This is a genomic window from Serratia fonticola, assembly GCF_001006005.1.
GTDB classification, from domain to species: domain Bacteria; phylum Pseudomonadota; class Gammaproteobacteria; order Enterobacterales; family Enterobacteriaceae; genus Chania; species Chania fonticola.
The window spans coordinates 3,986,475-4,002,875 of record NZ_CP011254.1 but is presented as its reverse complement, the minus strand read 5'-3'; the positions used below and the strand labels follow the sequence as shown (position 1 = coordinate 4,002,875).

The following is a 16,401-nucleotide window of genomic DNA, read 5'->3' as shown; positions in this document are numbered from 1 at the left end:
AACTGTCTGATTGCCGAAAAGATGGGCACCAATGCGCAAAAAAGGCCTCAAACGAGGCCCATTGATAACGAATATAGAGAAGATTAGGCCAACTGGCTGATACGCGCCAACTGCTCAAAATAGTCTGGGAAGGTCTTGGCGGTACACTTCGGATCAAGAATGGTCACCGGCGTATCGGACAGCGCCACCAGCGAGAAACACATCGCCATGCGGTGATCGTTGTAGGTACCAATCTCGGCAAACTGCAGCTTGCTTGGCGGCACGACGTGAATGTAATCCTCACCTTCATCGACCTCTGCACCCACTTTGCGCAGTTCTGTTGCCATCGCCGCCAAACGGTCGGTTTCTTTTACCCGCCAGTTGTAGATATTGCGGATGGTGGTCGGCCCGGTCGCGAACAGCGCGGTGGTGGCAATGGTCATCGCCGCATCTGGAATGTGGTTCATGTCCATATCGATGCCTTTCAACTCACCGCGGCTACACTCGATAAAGTCATCGCCCCAGGTGATGCGCGCGCCCATTTTTTCCAGCACATCGGCAAATTTGGTATCGCCTTGCACGCTTTTCTTACCGATACCGGTGACACGCACGGTGCCGCCCTTAATCGCGGCAGCGGCCAGGAAATAGGATGCCGAAGAGGCATCGCCCTCCACCAGATAGTCGCCTGGCGAACGGTAAGTCTGCTGCCCACGGATATGGAACACGCGATAGTTGTCGTGCGTGACTTCAACGCCGAAAGTACTCATCAGGTGCAGGGTAATATCGATATAAGGTTTGGAAACCAGCTCACCCAAAATATGGATAGCGGTGTCTTGGGCCGCCAACGGTGCCATCATCAGCAAGGCAGTCAGGAACTGACTGGATACGCTGCCGTCAACGCTGACGTCGCCGCCGCGGAAACCGCCACGCAGACGCACAGGTGGATAATCGGTTTGTTCAAGGTAATCGATTTGCGCTCCGCCCTGGCGTAAGGCATCTACCAGATGGCCAATCGGGCGCTCTTTCATGCGCGGTTCGCCGGTCAACACCACGTCGCCCTCACCCAGGCACAGTGCCGCCGCTAATGGACGCATTGCCGTACCGGCATTACCGAGGAACAGCTCCAACGGCTGCGTGGCGACCAACGGGCCAGCGTTACCCTCAACGGAACAGGTGGTGCGATCGTCGGAGAGCTGGTAACTCACCCCCAGCGCTTGCAAGGCATTCAGCATATGACGCACGTCGTCGCTATCCAGCAGGTTGGTCAGCCGGGTTGTTCCCCGCGCCAGCGCAGCCAGTAGCAAAGCCCGATTGGATACGCTCTTGGAGCCGGGTAAGTTGACGGTGCCATCGACCAAAGCAACCGGTTGTAACGTCAGGGAATCCACCATGTGAACAAAACTCTCCAGAATCTGATAAACGAAACGGCCCCGGGATAATGCCGGAGCCGCTTTAATGCAAAAGGACAACAGCGGTACGACCGCCCGTTCAATGCGGGCGGTGGCAATCAACCATGGCGACGTTCAAAATCGACCATAAAGTCGGTCAGGGTCTTCACGCCCGCCAGCGGCATCGCATTATAGATGGAAGCACGCATGCCGCCTACTACGCGGTGGCCCTTCAGTGCCTGCAGGCCAATGGCTTCTGCTTCGCTCAGGAACACTTTATCCAGCGCAGGATCGGCAAGCTGGAATGGAACGTTCATCCAGGAGCGGTTGGCAATGGCCACGCGGCTACGGTAGAAGTCCGACTGATCGATAGTGCTATACAACAACTCAGCCTTGGCCTGGTTACGCTTTTGCATTTCCACCAGGCCGCCCTGCTCTTTCAGCCATTTGAAGACCAGGCCAGACAGATACCAGGCGAAGGTTGGCGGCGTATTGAACATCGAGTCATTTTCTGCCAACACGGTGTAATCCAGGATCGACGGGACTTCACGACGTGCTTTACCCAGCAGGTCATCACGCACGATCACCAGCGTCAGACCAGCGGGACCAATGTTTTTCTGCGCGCCCGCATAGATAACGCCGAAACGGCTGACGTCCAACGGACGGGAAAGGATGGTCGAAGAGTAATCGCCAATCACCACTTTATCGCCAAAGTCTGGCGTTTCATCAATCGCCACGCCGTCGATGGTTTCGTTCGGGCAATAGTGGACGTAAGCCGCGTTATCGCTCAGCTGCCACTCTTTCATTGGCTTGATGCCGCTTAAGCCATCAACGGTGGTTTTAACGTCGATCACGTTGGGTTGGCAGTATTTTTCCGCTTCGGTGATCGCACTGTGCGCCCAGTAACCGCCATCGATATAGTCGGCAGTGGTGTTATCTCCCAACAGGTTCAGTGGCAACGCGGCGAATTGCGCACGGGCACCGCCGTGGCAGAACAGCACTTTATAGTTGGCGGGGACTTTCAGCAGATCGCGCAGATCCTGTTCGGACTGTTCGGCGACGGCGATGAATTCTTTACTGCGATGGCTGATTTCCATCACCGAAGTGCCAAGACCGTGCCAGTTGCACAGCTCTTGTTCCGCACGACGCAACACTTCAACCGGCAGCATCGCCGGGCCTGAGCTAAAATTATAAACCTGAGTCATTTCCCCTCACCACATTCACTGTGCGCCGTAAAAACCGGCTTTCGACATATGCCCGAAGTTAACGCTGATGTTAACCAACTCCATCGGTTTTATCACTCACGTAACCCGGCTGCAATGCTTATTGTTCCAAGGGTGGGAAACTGGCGAGGCCGCAAATAACAGGCTCTGCGGCCTCAGGGTTTATTTGTGCCATAAAACGCTGTGACACTGGCGTATTCAGCGGGTTAACGCGGGTTTTTGTGCTGTATTCAGCTGACCCGGCTATGGGACAGGGCTGCGATCCATTTACGGTTGCCACAGCGTGGGCAGTCGTGTTCCGGTGATGGCGTCAAGGTGGAGATCAGGCTACACATGCCGCAGGCGTAATCCCCCTCCACATCAATCTCAACCACGCTTTTGACGCATTTTGCCGGTAATACCGGTAACCCGGGCCGTACCTGCTCATCCGGGTAGAAATACACCGATATGGTGCCGTTCACCTCAAGGATGCCCAATCTTACCTGCCCAAGGTGCTCAACACCGGCCTGACGGAGTTCCATAAAGAACTCATCATGAGTGATATTTTCCCGGCACAGGATGTCCCAATCGAATAGCCCCTCACTGACCAGAATCAACGGTTCACCCTCCATCCAGGTCTGGAGTTTTTGAAAGCGATCCATCAGCCAGGTGGAAAAGCGATACATCACCATGATGGAAACAAACACCATCAGCACCGGTAGCAAAGGAACATCGTGATAAAACGCGACGTCACCAGCGGCGGACCCCAGAGTCAGGATGATCAGCACTTCAAACAGCGACATTTGGCGTACGCCACGCCGCCCGGTCATTTTTAAAAAGATAAATACCAGCAAAAAAGTGAACAGGCAGCGTAGCGCCACCTCGGCCAGGAACTCTGGCGTGGTCTCGTCAAATGCCATTCTTTGGATATCAAATGCCTGCATGAAATCATTCCTGTGAAAAGTGATTTCCTACAGCATAGTCTGGGCGGGGAAAATGGGGGCATTACGCCCCCACTTGAGTCAGGAATCAATACTGATTAAACATCGCCTGGATCTGTTTGGCGTCTTTGGTTTGGGTTAATGCCAGCTGCAGCAAAATTCTCGCTTTTTGCGGATTCAGCGTTCCGGCTGCCACAAAACCGAGTTTAGTATCATCCACTTCCGCATCTTCAGTGGTGGAACCGGTAGGCACGCGGGAGGAACGCACTACCGCCACGCCGTTATGGGCCGCCGTGGCCAGCGTATCAAACACGGTTTTATACAGGTTGCCGTTACCCACACCGGCGCTGACGATCCCTTGATAACCTTCGGCGATCAGCGCTTTGGCTGGCGCATCGGAGGCATTGGCATAGTTATAGATAATACCGACCGTCGGCAGCGTACTCATCTGGTCGACGTTAAACGGCGTTTCGCTGGTGTGCTTGCGCTGTGGCGAACGTTGGTAGTCGATTTTGCCGTTGTGGATGTACCCCAACGGGCCAAAATTAGGTGACTGGAAAGTCTGTACGCCGGTGGTATTGGTTTTGGTCACGTCGCGGCCATCGAGCACCGTATCATTCATCACCACCAGCACGCCACGCTTGGCCGATTGAGGGTCAGCGGCTGTGACAACTGCGTTATACAAGTTAAATGGGCCATCGGCACTCATGGCCGTTGCCGGGCGCATCGCCCCCACGATCACTACCGGCTTATCGCATTTGACGGTGAGATCCAGGAAATAGGCGGTCTCCTCCAGCGTGTCGGTACCGTGGGTGATCACGAAACCATCGGTTTTGGCACAGTCGGCATTAATTTTCTTGACCAGCTTGAGCCAGACTTCGTCATTCATATCCTGCGAACCGATGTTGACCACCTGCTCGCCCTGCACGTTGGCAACTTTTTTCAACTCCGGCACCGCATCCACCAACGCCTCTACACCCAGTTTACCCGCAGTGTAGTTAGACTTGGTGGCCGAGTCGCCGCCGCCAGCGATAGTACCGCCGGTGGCCAGCAAGGTGATATTAGGTAACGCCAGTGCCGAACCACAAACCCCGGACAACAGTAGTGCCAATACGCTAAGTTTCACTGATTTCATTACGTTTCTCCGTTATTGATAACCCGCTGAATTATCGTCTTTATCCACATAATTACTGTGACATCTGATCGGCTTTCGGAATACGTGGAGCTTGAGAACAAAACCCCGTATCATTGCGCGTTTTTAGTACGCCATATAAGTGAAGACAATGACGCAAACTTTTATTCCTGGCAAAGACGCTGCGCTGGAAGACTCCATCGCCCGTTTTCAGCAGAAATTAACCGATCTGGGTTTCAATATCGAAGAAGCCTCCTGGCTGAATCCGGTGCCACACGTCTGGTCAGTGCATATCCGCGATCGCGATTGCCCGCTGTGCTTCACCAACGGTAAGGGCGCCAGCAAGAAGGCCGCGCTGGCTTCCGCGCTGGGCGAGTATTTCGAGCGCCTGTCGACCAACTATTTCTTCGCCGATTTCTATTTGGGCCAACAGATTGCCGAAGGCGATTTCGTTCACTATCCCAATGAGAAATGGTTCCCGATCCCGGCTGACAACTCACTGCCAAAAGGCATCCTGGATGAGCGCACGCACGCCTTCTATGATCCGGAGCAGGAACTGACAGCCGGCGATCTGATCGATCTGCAGTCTGGCAATAGCGATCGTGGCATCTGCGCCCTGCCATTTACCCGCCAGTCGGATCAGCAGACCGTTTATATTCCGATGAACATCATCGGTAACCTGTATGTGTCCAACGGCATGTCCGCTGGCAATACCGCCAACGAAGCGCGGGTTCAGGGCCTCTCCGAAGTGTTCGAGCGCTATGTAAAAAACCGCATCATCGCCGAGTCCATCAGCCTGCCGGAAATCCCGAGTGAAGTGCTGAACCGCTATCCTGACGTGGTTGAGGCGATCGCCAAGCTGGAGGCCGAAGGCTTCCCGATCCTCTCTTATGATGCCTCGCTAGGCGGCAACTACCCGGTGATCTGCGTGGTGTTGTTCAACCCCGCCAACGGCACCTGCTTTGCCTCCTTTGGTGCTCACCCTGATTTCGGGGTCGCACTGGAGCGTACCGTTACCGAGCTGCTGCAAGGCCGCGGCTTGAAAGATCTGGATGTGTTTACCGCCCCGACCTTCGATGACGAAGAAGTGGCCGAGCACGCCAACCTGGAAACTCACTTCATCGATTCCAGCGGTTTGATCTCCTGGGATCTGTTCAAACAGGATGCCGACTATCCGTTTGTCGACTGGAGTTTCAGCGGCAGCACGCAGGAGGAGTTCGCCACCCTGATGAGCATCTTTAATAAAGAAGATGCCGAAGTGTATATCGCCGATTACGAGCACCTGGACGTGTACGCCTGCCGCATCATCGTTCCGGGGATGTCCGACATCTATCCGGCAGAGGATCTGCTGCTGGCAAACAACAGTATGGGCGCACACCTGCGTGAAACCCTGCTGCAACTGCCGGGCAGCGAATGGGAGCCGGAAGAGTACCTGGCTCTGATCCAGCAGTTGGATGATGAAGGGCTGGACGATTTCACCCGCGTACGTGAATTGCTGGGCATTGCCTCAGGTAAAGACAACGCCTGGTACACCCTGCGTGTTGGCGAACTGAAATCCATGCTGGCATTGGCCGGTGGCGATCTCGAGCAGGCACTGATCTGGGCCGAGTGGACGCAGGAGTTCAACGCCTCGCTGTTTACCCCGGAGCGCAGTAACTACTACCGTTGCCTACAGACGCTGCTGCTGTTGGCGTTGGAGCCAGAACGCGACCCTGCCCAATATCACACGGCCTTCGTGAAGATGTATGGTCAGGATGCGGTTGACGCGGCCTCTGCGGCCATGAGCGGCGAAGAGCGCTTCAACGGCCTGTTTGCCATCGACAGTGAATTGAAAGCCCTGCCGGCCCACCAAGCGCTGTTGGCGGCTTACGAAAAGCTGCAAACCGCTAAACGCCGTCACTGGGCGCAGGCATAAGCCTGATTGCTGAATTTGGCCGTAGGGGCGCCGCATTTGCAGCGCCCTTATGTTGTGAGCCAATGTAGTTGGTCATAAATTGGATTGATACGCCGGTAGAACCTTACCGGCGTTACTCCCAAAGAAGCAGCCTTGATTCGGTTGCCGATCAAAAAAAAGGCAAACCCTGGCGTTGAATGTTTTTATCAAAAGCGCACTTATCAGCCAACAGGATAATTAAATCGCCAATTGTTACGCCGGTGTGAAATATTAATTAACCATCAATTAATGCTTATTCATCAAAAAGCGACAATAAGTACAAAAACTTAACCCTTCCCAGCCCAAAACGCCGTTAACTTCAAAATTTTTTGTAAACATTAAAAAATATTTTTCACATAAATATCAATAATATAACTCAATAAACCCTACTGATTTTGCGGTTTTAAGCCGTTTTACTTCCGCGCGTTATGATCCAAGTCAATTTTTACCCTATACTGCTTTGCTAGTATCTCAGTGTGTTGTAATAACCCTTAAGAGCGAGAGTTAGTGTGAGAGCTGACAACCCCTTCGATATGCTGTTACCTGCCGCGATGGCGAAAGTTGCCGAGGATGCGGGGGTGTATAAAGCCACCAAGCATCCGCTGACGACTTTTTATTTAGCGATCACCGCAGGTGTGTTCATTTCTATCGCCTTTGTTTTTTATATCACAGCGACTACCGGCACCGCCGCCATTCCTTTCGGCCTCGCCAAGCTGGTGGGTGGTATCTGCTTCTCCATGGGGTTAATGCTGGTCGTCGTCTGCGGGGCGGACCTGTTTACCTCCACCGTACTGACCGTGATTGCCAAAGCCAGCGGGCGTATTACCTGGGGGCAACTGGCCCTTAACTGGTTAAACGTCTATATTGGCAACCTGATTGGTGCCTTGTTCTTCGTTGCTCTTATCTGGTTCTCAGGCGAGTATATGGCAGCCAATGGCCTGTGGGGTTTGAACGTATTGCAAACCGCCGACCATAAACTGCACCACACCTTTATCGAAGCCGTCTGTCTGGGCATCCTGGCTAACCTGATGGTTTGCCTGGCAGTCTGGATGAGCTACTCCGGCCGCAGCCTGATGGACAAGATGTTCGCCATGATCCTGCCGGTAGCCATGTTCGTTGCCAGCGGCTTTGAGCACAGTATCGCCAACATGTTTATGATCCCTATGGGTATAGTGGTTAAGCATTTTGCCACGCCAGAGTTTTGGCAAGCCGTGGGGGCAGCACCCGAGCAATTCGCTCATCTGACCGTAAGCAACTTTATCATCGACAACCTGATCCCCGTCACCATCGGTAACATCATTGGCGGTGGTCTACTGGTTGGGTTGACTTACTGGGTAATTTATCTGCGTGGCGGCAAACAGAATCACTAATCTGTTGGCTGGCACGGCGCCGGGTTTACAAAGAAATCCACATTAGAAGGTAGGTGTATAATGACCGAACTTAACGAGAAGTTAGCGACCGCTTGGCAAGGTTTCAGCGAAGGTGACTGGCAGAAAGAAGTCAACGTACGTGACTTCATCCAGAAAAACTACACTCCTTACGAGGGTGATGAATCCTTCCTGGCTGGCGCAAGTCAAGCCACTACCACTCTGTGGGACAAGGTTATGGAAGGGATCAAACTGGAAAACCGCACCCATGCGCCAGTTGATTTCGATACCAACGTCGTCTCCACCGTGACTTCTCATGATGCGGGCTATATCAACAAAGATCTGGAAACCATCGTTGGTTTGCAGACCGATGCTCCTCTGAAACGCGCGCTGATCCCATTCGGCGGCATCAAGATGGTTGAAGGTTCATGCAAGGTTTATGGCCGTGAACTGGATCCACAAGTGAAGAAAGTGTTCACCGAATACCGCAAAACCCACAACCAGGGCGTATTCGACGTTTACACCAAAGACATCCTGAACTGCCGTAAGTCTGGCGTGTTGACCGGTCTGCCAGATGCGTATGGCCGTGGCCGTATCATCGGTGACTACCGTCGCGTTGCATTGTACGGTATCGACTTCCTGATGGCCGACAAGCTGAACCAGTTCAAGTCTCTGCAGACCCGTCTGGAAAATGGCGAAGATCTGGAAATGACCATCCAGCTGCGCGAAGAAATTGCTGAACAGCACCGTGCCCTGGCTCAGATTAAAGAAATGGCCGCCAAATACGGCTACGACATTTCTGGCCCAGCTAGCACCGCTCAAGAAGCCGTACAGTGGACCTACTTCGGCTACCTGGCCGCGGTGAAATCCCAGAACGGTGCAGCCATGTCCTTCGGCCGCGTATCTACCTTCCTGGACGTGTTCATTGAGCGCGATATCAAGGCCGGTAAACTGACCGAACTGCAGGCGCAAGAACTGATCGACCACCTGGTCATGAAACTGCGTATGGTTCGCTTCCTGCGTACTCCTGAGTATGATGAGCTGTTCTCTGGTGACCCAATCTGGGCAACAGAATCCCTGGCTGGTATGGGTGTTGATGGTCGTACGCTGGTAACTAAAAACAGCTTCCGCTTCCTGAACACGCTGTACACCATGGGGCCATCTCCAGAACCAAACATGACCATCCTGTGGTCTGAAAAACTGCCGTTGAACTTCAAAAAATACGCCGCGAAAGTGTCTATCGACACCTCCTCCGTACAGTATGAAAACGACGACCTGATGCGCCCAGACTTCAACAACGATGACTATGCCATCGCCTGTTGCGTCAGCCCGATGATTGTCGGTAAGCAAATGCAGTTCTTCGGTGCGCGTGCCAACCTGGCGAAAACCATGTTGTACGCAATCAACGGCGGCGTTGATGAAAAACTGAAAATGCAGGTTGGCCCGAAAGAAGCCCCAATGATGGACACCGTGCTGGACTATGACAAAGTCATGGAACGTATGGACCACTTCATGGACTGGCTGGCCAAGCAGTATGTGACCTCGTTGAACATCATTCACTACATGCACGACAAGTACAGCTATGAAGCTGCGCTGATGGCTCTGCATGACCGTGATGTTTATCGCACCATGGCTTGTGGTATCGCGGGTCTGTCCGTAGCTGCCGACTCCCTGTCTGCCATCAAGTACGCCAAAGTATCCACCATCCGTGACGAAGACGGCCTGGCTGTCGACTTCAAAATCGAAGGTGAATATCCGCAGTTCGGTAACAACGATTCTCGCGTAGATGACATCGCTTGTGACCTGGTAGAACGTTTCATGAAGAAAATTCAGAAACTGCGTACCTACCGTAATGCGGTACCAACTCAGTCCGTGCTGACCATCACCTCTAACGTGGTTTATGGTAAGAAAACCGGTAACACCCCAGATGGCCGCCGTGCTGGCGCTCCATTTGGTCCAGGTGCCAACCCAATGCACGGCCGCGATCAGAAAGGTGCTGTAGCCTCCCTGACCTCCGTAGCCAAACTGCCGTTTGCCTATGCGAAAGATGGTATCTCTTACACCTTCTCCATCGTGCCTAACGCGTTGGGTAAAGATGATGACGTGCGTAAAGCCAACCTGGCGGGTCTGATGGATGGTTACTTCCACCACGAAGCGTCCATCGAAGGCGGTCAGCACCTGAACGTGAACGTGATGAACCGTGAAATGCTGCTGGACGCGATGGAAAACCCTGAGAAATATCCTCAGCTGACCATCCGCGTATCGGGTTACGCAGTACGCTTCAACTCGTTGACCAAAGAACAGCAACAAGACGTGATTACTCGTACTTTCACCCAGTCGATCTAATCGCGGTTTCTCCGGGGCGGATCGCTCTGCCCCGCTGAACAAATCTTACCAAGGCCGGATATTCCGGCCTTTTTACTAAGTACTCCCTGACTCTGGTCTTGAGTCTGTTTTGCCAGGTATCTACGCTGCTGCTTAGCCTGTGATAGGTATATACTGCATGGATATCTGGCAAAACAGTGATCCGGTACGTAACCGGCCAACAGGAATCGTTTTACCTGGCGCCTTTTTTCGCCACATCGTTGATCCCTGCCTGGCGGTTACCAGCCTATTTTAGACTGCGTTTGACAGTCGATTTTGGAGAAACCCGCAATGTCCTTGAAAGGCCGCATCCACTCTTTCGAATCCTGTGGCACCGTTGATGGCCCAGGTATCCGCTTTATCGTGTTCTTCCAGGGTTGCCTGATGCGCTGCCTGTACTGCCATAACCGCGATACCTGGGACACCCACGGCGGCAAAGAGGTCACGGTTGAAGAGCTGATGACCGATACCGTAGCCTACCGTCACTTTATGAATGCTTCCGGCGGTGGCGTAACGGCATCCGGCGGCGAAGCGATCCTGCAGGCCGAGTTTGTCCGCGACTGGTTCCGCGCCTGTCACAAGGAAGGGATCAGCACCTGTCTGGACACCAACGGTTTTGTCCGCCGTTACGACCCAGTGATCGATGAACTGCTGGATACCACCGATCTGGTGATGCTCGATCTGAAACAGATGAATGACGATATTCACCAGAACCTGGTGGGAGTTTCCAACCACCGCACGCTGGAGTTTGCCCGTTATCTGGCCAAGCGTAATCAACGCACCTGGATCCGCTACGTGGTGGTGCCGGGCTGGTCTGATGATGATAAATCAACGCATCTGCTCGGTGAGTTCACCAAGGATATGACCAATATCGAGAAGATCGAGCTGTTGCCTTACCACGAGCTAGGCAAGCACAAATGGATCGCGATGGGTGAAGAGTACAAGCTGGACGGCGTTCATCCGCCGAAGGCCGACACCATGGATCGCGTGAAAGGGATCCTGGAAAGCTACGGCCATAAAGTGATCTATTAAGCTCCCGCAGATGTCCTAACCTTCTTCCTGTGAGCAGTCTCTTGATCAGGTCCCCTGTTCAAGAGACTTCGCCAACATTGCGGTTGAACTGCTTTTTTGCAAAATTCATTAATAAATAACACTTAACAAAAAGGCAGATTGCAGGGGAGATGCCGGTCTTTTAAATATTAACCAAACTTAAATATCGATTATTATAACAAATACAGATAATTACCTTACCCCCTTACCCGCCGCAGTTTTATTCCCGCATAGATTAAATTACATTCCCCCCACCCATCTTTACTTATTCATAAGATAAGTTTACATATTACCTGCTTAGTATAACTGCGTCGCTCAAGCCAAACATCAGCAATGCTGGTAGAAACAAGGGTGGTTTACGCGTCAGCGATGAATTCTACAACGGCTGGTCATGGCCGATTAATACCAACAAAGGGACATGTTATGAACTCCTTGAATCATCTATTAGTAAGAAACCGTAGCTGGGCAACAGAACAGCAATGGCGGGACCCGAGTTACTTCTCACAGCTTGCAAAATCTCAGCACCCTGAAATTCTATGGATCGGCTGCTCTGACAGTCGAGTCCCTGCTGAAACTATCGTGCGTGCACAACCCGGCGAGCTATTTGTCCATCGTAATATTGCCAATATGGTCGAAGAACAAGATGATAATTTGATGAGTGTGGTGCAATACGCCGTGGAACATCTTGGTGTAAGCAGCATCGTCATTTGCGGGCATTACGGTTGCGGTGGGATCCAGTCAGCTTTAAGTACCCAAAATGTTCCAGTAAAAGACTCATTAACACGCCGTCTTGCATCTCTGCGCTGCTCTCTGCCCCCCCATCTGGTCACTCTAAAACCTCCCGAAAATGAAGAAACTGAGCATTTGAAAAAGGCCGTGTATGCCAACGTACAGGTACAACTGAATAAGCTCAGTAAAACCGCCATAATCCAGAGAGCCTGGCAACAGAATAAAGCATTGACGCTATTCGGCTGTATTTACGATATGCACACGGGATTCCTGAATGTACTGGCGCAATACCCCGATGACGGAGAAGTGCCATGAGATACGCTAATTTTCGCTTTGATCTTCCGGCTGGATTAGTCGTATTCCTGGTCGCTCTGCCACTGTGTCTGGGGATCGCTCAAGCCAGTGGAGTTCCCCCCTTCGTGGGGTTACTGACTGGGATCATCGGCGGGCTCCTTGTCACACTACTCAGCCCTTCCCCTTTTTCCGTTAGCGGTCCTGCGGCCGGGTTGGTCACTATTGTTACCAGCGCAATCGTTTCTTTGGGCGATTTTCCAACCTTCTTGTTCGCGTTGCTACTGTCAGGAATATTTCAATTTGTCTTTGGGATGCTACGCAGTGGCAAATTGGCGGCACTGATCCCCAGTGCGGTGATCCACGGAATGTTGGCAGGTATTGGCATCCTGCTTATTTTACAGCAGTTACCGCTGGCTATGGGATACCCTGTAGGTCATGGGCTGAGCGAAGAAATCACTTTGCAGCAACTACAGGCAGACATTACCCCGGCAGCCATAATAGTCAGCATCGGGGCGCTACTGCTTATCAAATTCTGGGGGAGCTCTTCTGTTAAGCAGCGCCTGCGGCTTTCCGCATTACCGGGCCCTCTGATTGCCGTTTTATGGGGATGTTTATTTGTCTGGCTCGCAGAGCGTTTGTCACCCGGGCTGGCAAATCTGGCACGCATTGAATTACCTGCGCTGACGAGTGTGGAAGCATTACAATCTCAACTCTCTTTTCCTAACTGGCAAGCTTGGCGTAATCCTGCGGTCTATGTGATAGCAATGACTATTGCCATCGTCGGCAGTCTGGAAACGCTGCTCAGTCAGGAGGCGTTGAAGAAAATTGCCCCCATGACGCCAGAACCGAGCGCCGATAAAGAGCTGCGTGCACAAGGGGCCGGTAATATGCTAAGTGGCCTGATAGGGGGCTTACCTATCACCTCTGTGATCGTAAGAAGCTCTGCCAACGTGCAGGCTGGCGCGCGCAGTCGTCTGTCGATCCTCATCCATGGGCTATTATTACTGCTCAGTGCGGTGATATTTACAGATTTACTTAACAATATTCCCTTGGCGAGTTTAGCGGCAATTTTGATTTATACTGGCTTTAAGCTGGCACATCCAAAAATTATCTTATTGCTATGGCGGCAAGGCCTACAACAATTTATCCCCTTCACCGCCACCCTGTTCGGTATTTTATTTCTCGGTATGTTAGAAGGGATCGCCCTTGGACTCGTTGTACAACTGGTAGGGAGTTTGTATCAAAGCAACCGCAACGCCCTGCGGTTGACGCATTACGACAATCACTACTTAATCAAATGTCAGCAAAACCTGACCTTTCTGAACAAGATGCGATTAAAACATTTATTGGGACAAATTAAGCCGGATAGCGAAGTGATCATAGATTGTGAAGGCATCGACTATCTGGATGACGATATTCGCGAAATGCTCAATGAGTACCGATATAGTGCAGCTAAAAGAGGGATAAAAATTAGCCTGCACTTATCGGAAAATATCTTGGTACGCAATATCAATTAATCGCCTGCCAATCGAAAGATCGGTTTTTCATGTTCAGGCCGCAGCTAACGGGGTGTGGTGATGGTCCGGTTTCTTCAGCAGCATCACCAGATAGACCAGCGCCACTACCGCAATCATCACAAACAGCAGCCGATCGGAGTAGCTCTGCATCAGCATCGACGTCATCGATGGGCCGAGTAAGCTGCCGACGGTATAGCTCATCAACAATGTCTGGTTCATCGCCACCAACTGATGCGGCTGCACCTTTTCGCAGGCCCAGGACATCGCCACCGGGTATAAGGTAAAGCCAGCACAGCCCAGAATAAACAGCGCCGGAGCCATCGCATAGTTACCCAGCATTGCGATGCTGGCAAGGATCACCACGAACACCTGAATGCGCAGCACCAACAAGCGACCATAGCGATCGGCCAGGCGCCCTATCGGCCACTGACCCACGATGCCGGAACTGACCAGCAGCGCCATCCAGTAACCCACGTTGGCATCACTCATCCCCTGATGGTTTAAATAAAGCGGCATCAGGCCGTACAGCGAGCCCAGCACAATCCCCGAGATAATACAGCCGTTGATGCCCAACCGGGCGTCACGACGCTTAAACATCTGCCAGATAGAGGCCTGCTGCGGCTCGTCATCTTGGTTATTAACCCGCGCAAACAGCATCGGCAACATAGCGGCCATCACAACGGCGGTCACCCACGGCACTACATCCAGCAGTTGGGTTGAAACACTGCTTAGCAGCAACTGCCCCGCAACCGTACCGAGGTAGTAAACTATCATATACGCCGCCAGCAATTGGCCACGGTTACTCAGATTACCGCTGCGCAACAGTGCGCTTTCAACGATCACCCAAATCCAGGCACAGCCTACCCCGGCAAAGAAGCGCCAGCCGATCCAACTCCAAAAGTCCAGCGACAGCACCATACCCACGGTAGCGAAGGCAAAGACCAGACAGGCGAGATGATAGCTGCGGGTAAAGCCAATCCGCTTGATCAGTTTGCCCGCCACCAGCGTTCCCAACAGGTTACCGGTAAAATAAGACGAACTGACCACCCCCACTTGCCAGGTTGGCAATTGAGCATGCGTTAACCAGAGGGGAACCAAAGTGTTCAAAACGGCGATGGAAACCGTAAGCAGCAATAGGCCACAGAGCAACATAAGCACTGGGCGAGAATATGCGGACATAGTGAAATTGAAACCGAACAGACAGAGTAGAGTGCGCGCATCATGCCACTGGCGATAAAAAAGTCAATCGGCGGTTAACGGGCGATCGCACAATATGTTTAACAACGGGTTAAAAGTGGCTTTATAGCTGTTCCGGCAACGATTTTTCACCCGAGGCGGACAGGGAAATATGCCCATGAAAGCAGGAAAGCTTGCACAGTCCGCAACCATTACACAGCGTGTCGTCACACTGCAATTGGCGGGCACCGTTTTCAGAAAGCTGGAAGGATAAAGCCTGTTGCGGGCAGTTGATGGTACACATCCGGCAGCTGTCTTGCCGCCCCAGGCAGCTATGGCTGATTTGCGGGCGCAGCAGCGTGTCGCAGGGCATTTTGTCACGCAGCGCCCCGGTTTGGCAGGCGGTGGTGCATTTGCGGCAGACATCACACTCGGTGAAATCGATGCTCAATACCGGCTTGCTTTGCTCGAGGCTCAATAAACCGTACGGGCAGCTGCTCACGCAGCCGCCACAGCCGTTGCACAACGCGCTGAACAACGCCTCCGGCAAAGCCTGAGGTGGACGAGCCACCGCAGGCAATGTCACAGAGGGCGTATCCTGTTCCGGCAAGGCTTTACTACGATCCAGCCAACCAGTCAGCAACCGGCGGCGGCTATTGCCTTGCGCAGATAACTGCTGGTCGTTGTTCATTAGAAATACAGCTCCAGGCTCGGCACCGGTGACGGGCACTCTTCCGCCCAGGCTGCCAGCGTGATTTGTGCCAGCTGAGCCACACCTTGATAGAACGGATGTCCGGCATGTTGCTGCAGCAGCTCCAGATAACGCGGTGCCCACGGCAGAATGTGCAGCGCAATCAGCCCGGAAATCATTTTGTGCTGCTTCTCTTCGGCCAACCAGGCCGCCATCATCAGCAAAGTGCCAATATGGTCTTCCGGCTCATTCTGGTTGCGCTGGGCTTCGATACCGTTCACCCGCAGCCATTGGCGCAGGCGCAGCGTCGAATCACCAAACAGCACGCTCTCTCTATCCAGGTAGACCGATCCCCAAGGAGGAGCAACCAGCGTATGTGGGCCAACAAACAGGCGTTGATAAGCTTCTGACAGCGTCTCTGGCTGGTTTCCAGTCAAACCTTCGGCAATCAGGGCTGCTGCCTCTTGCGCGCCTTCATAAGGCCATTCGGTCAACCACTGCGGGTCGGCCAGAGAATCCAGTAAAGGCTGGCACTCTTTGCTCTCCGGTGGGGCATACAATAAAACACCTAGCACACGGCCAGTCAGGGCAATTTTTTCAAGCATCATAACTTGGGGCTTCTCCAGGGGCGCAGCCAG

Annotated in this window: 13 protein-coding genes; 6 read left to right on the top strand and 7 right to left on the bottom strand. The window is 52.8% G+C overall.

Going from position 1 to position 16,401, the window contains the following annotated elements:
• Positions 1 to 83: 83 nt before the first annotated feature.
• From aroA to ansB, 4 genes are all read right to left on the bottom strand, one after another.
• Positions 84 to 1,370, bottom strand: a complete 1,287-nt coding sequence (gene aroA, locus WN53_RS17805; RefSeq protein ID WP_024484604.1) for a 3-phosphoshikimate 1-carboxyvinyltransferase — start codon at positions 1,368 to 1,370, stop codon at positions 84 to 86.
• A 116-nt stretch (positions 1,371 to 1,486) separates the two neighbouring features.
• Positions 1,487 to 2,572, bottom strand: coding sequence for a 3-phosphoserine/phosphohydroxythreonine transaminase (gene serC, locus WN53_RS17800; protein ID WP_024484605.1), 1,086 nt, complete (start codon positions 2,570 to 2,572; stop codon positions 1,487 to 1,489).
• Between the two features lie 248 nt (positions 2,573 to 2,820).
• Positions 2,821 to 3,513: a DUF421 domain-containing protein gene (locus tag WN53_RS17795; protein WP_024484606.1), complete on the bottom strand. Its 693-nt coding sequence runs from the start codon at positions 3,511 to 3,513 to the stop codon at positions 2,821 to 2,823.
• A gap of 85 nt (positions 3,514 to 3,598) precedes the next feature.
• A complete protein-coding gene (gene ansB, locus WN53_RS17790; RefSeq protein ID WP_024484607.1) occupies positions 3,599 to 4,645 on the bottom strand; it encodes an L-asparaginase 2 in 1,047 nt (348 codons plus the stop codon).
• A 148-nt stretch (positions 4,646 to 4,793) separates the two neighbouring features.
• Between ansB and ycaO the strand changes: the two genes are divergently transcribed.
• The 6 genes from ycaO (at position 4,794) to WN53_RS17760 (ending at position 13,896) form a co-directional block, all read left to right on the top strand.
• On the top strand, positions 4,794 to 6,557 hold the full coding sequence (gene ycaO / locus WN53_RS17785) for a 30S ribosomal protein S12 methylthiotransferase accessory factor YcaO (protein ID WP_024484608.1): 1,764 nt from the start codon (positions 4,794 to 4,796) through the stop codon (positions 6,555 to 6,557).
• Positions 6,558 to 7,084: 527 nt separating this feature from the next.
• Complete coding sequence (gene focA, locus WN53_RS17780; RefSeq protein WP_024484609.1) at positions 7,085 to 7,945, top strand: formate transporter FocA; 861 nt, start codon at positions 7,085 to 7,087, stop codon at positions 7,943 to 7,945.
• A 60-nt stretch (positions 7,946 to 8,005) separates the two neighbouring features.
• The gene (gene pflB, locus WN53_RS17775; RefSeq protein WP_024484610.1) at positions 8,006 to 10,288 is read left to right on the top strand and encodes a formate C-acetyltransferase; all 2,283 of its coding nucleotides are present in this window, start codon (positions 8,006 to 8,008) and stop codon (positions 10,286 to 10,288) included.
• Between the two features lie 309 nt (positions 10,289 to 10,597).
• Entirely contained in the window at positions 10,598 to 11,338 is a 741-nt protein-coding gene (pflA, locus tag WN53_RS17770; protein WP_024484611.1) for a pyruvate formate lyase 1-activating protein, read from the top strand.
• A gap of 441 nt (positions 11,339 to 11,779) precedes the next feature.
• Entirely contained in the window at positions 11,780 to 12,400 is a 621-nt protein-coding gene (locus tag WN53_RS17765; RefSeq protein WP_024484612.1) for a carbonic anhydrase, read from the top strand.
• Positions 12,397 to 13,896, top strand: coding sequence for a SulP family inorganic anion transporter (locus tag WN53_RS17760; RefSeq protein WP_024484613.1), 1,500 nt, complete (start codon positions 12,397 to 12,399; stop codon positions 13,894 to 13,896). The genes WN53_RS17765 and WN53_RS17760 overlap by 4 nt, the downstream gene beginning before the upstream one ends.
• Before the next feature lie 33 nt (positions 13,897 to 13,929).
• On the opposite strand, the gene WN53_RS17755 is transcribed toward WN53_RS17760, so the two are convergent.
• The 3 genes from WN53_RS17755 to dmsD all read right to left on the bottom strand — a co-directional run bounded on the left by WN53_RS17755 (position 13,930) and on the right by dmsD (position 16,371).
• Complete coding sequence (locus tag WN53_RS17755; RefSeq protein ID WP_024484614.1) at positions 13,930 to 15,075, bottom strand: MFS transporter; 1,146 nt, start codon at positions 15,073 to 15,075, stop codon at positions 13,930 to 13,932.
• Between the two features lie 121 nt (positions 15,076 to 15,196).
• A complete protein-coding gene (gene napF, locus WN53_RS17750) occupies positions 15,197 to 15,763 on the bottom strand; it encodes a ferredoxin-type protein NapF (RefSeq protein ID WP_024484615.1) in 567 nt (188 codons plus the stop codon).
• Positions 15,763 to 16,371: a Tat proofreading chaperone DmsD gene (gene dmsD, locus WN53_RS17745; RefSeq protein WP_037412102.1), complete on the bottom strand. Its 609-nt coding sequence runs from the start codon at positions 16,369 to 16,371 to the stop codon at positions 15,763 to 15,765. Before dmsD ends, napF begins: the two co-directional genes overlap by 1 nt.
• Positions 16,372 to 16,401: the final 30 nt, after the last annotated feature.

Excerpts from the sequence above, each read along its gene's own strand:
- ansB (WP_024484607.1), bottom strand. The coding sequence starts at position 4,645 with ATGAAATCAGTGAAACTTAGCGTATTGGCACTACTGTTGTCCGGGGTT.
- napF (WP_024484615.1), bottom strand. The coding sequence starts at position 15,763 with ATGAACAACGACCAGCAGTTATCTGCGCAAGGCAATAGCCGCCGCCGG.
- dmsD (WP_037412102.1), bottom strand. The coding sequence starts at position 16,371 with ATGATGCTTGAAAAAATTGCCCTGACTGGCCGTGTGCTAGGTGTTTTA.
- WN53_RS17760 (WP_024484613.1), top strand. The coding sequence starts at position 12,397 with ATGAGATACGCTAATTTTCGCTTTGATCTTCCGGCTGGATTAGTCGTA.
- serC (WP_024484605.1), bottom strand. The coding sequence starts at position 2,572 with ATGACTCAGGTTTATAATTTTAGCTCAGGCCCGGCGATGCTGCCGGTT.
- WN53_RS17755 (WP_024484614.1), bottom strand. The coding sequence starts at position 15,075 with ATGTCCGCATATTCTCGCCCAGTGCTTATGTTGCTCTGTGGCCTATTG.
- WN53_RS17795 (WP_024484606.1), bottom strand. The coding sequence starts at position 3,513 with ATGCAGGCATTTGATATCCAAAGAATGGCATTTGACGAGACCACGCCA.
- ycaO (WP_024484608.1), top strand. The coding sequence starts at position 4,794 with ATGACGCAAACTTTTATTCCTGGCAAAGACGCTGCGCTGGAAGACTCC.
- WN53_RS17765 (WP_024484612.1), top strand. The coding sequence starts at position 11,780 with ATGAACTCCTTGAATCATCTATTAGTAAGAAACCGTAGCTGGGCAACA.
- pflB (WP_024484610.1), top strand. The coding sequence starts at position 8,006 with ATGACCGAACTTAACGAGAAGTTAGCGACCGCTTGGCAAGGTTTCAGC.
- pflA (WP_024484611.1), top strand. The coding sequence starts at position 10,598 with ATGTCCTTGAAAGGCCGCATCCACTCTTTCGAATCCTGTGGCACCGTT.
- aroA (WP_024484604.1), bottom strand. The coding sequence starts at position 1,370 with ATGGTGGATTCCCTGACGTTACAACCGGTTGCTTTGGTCGATGGCACC.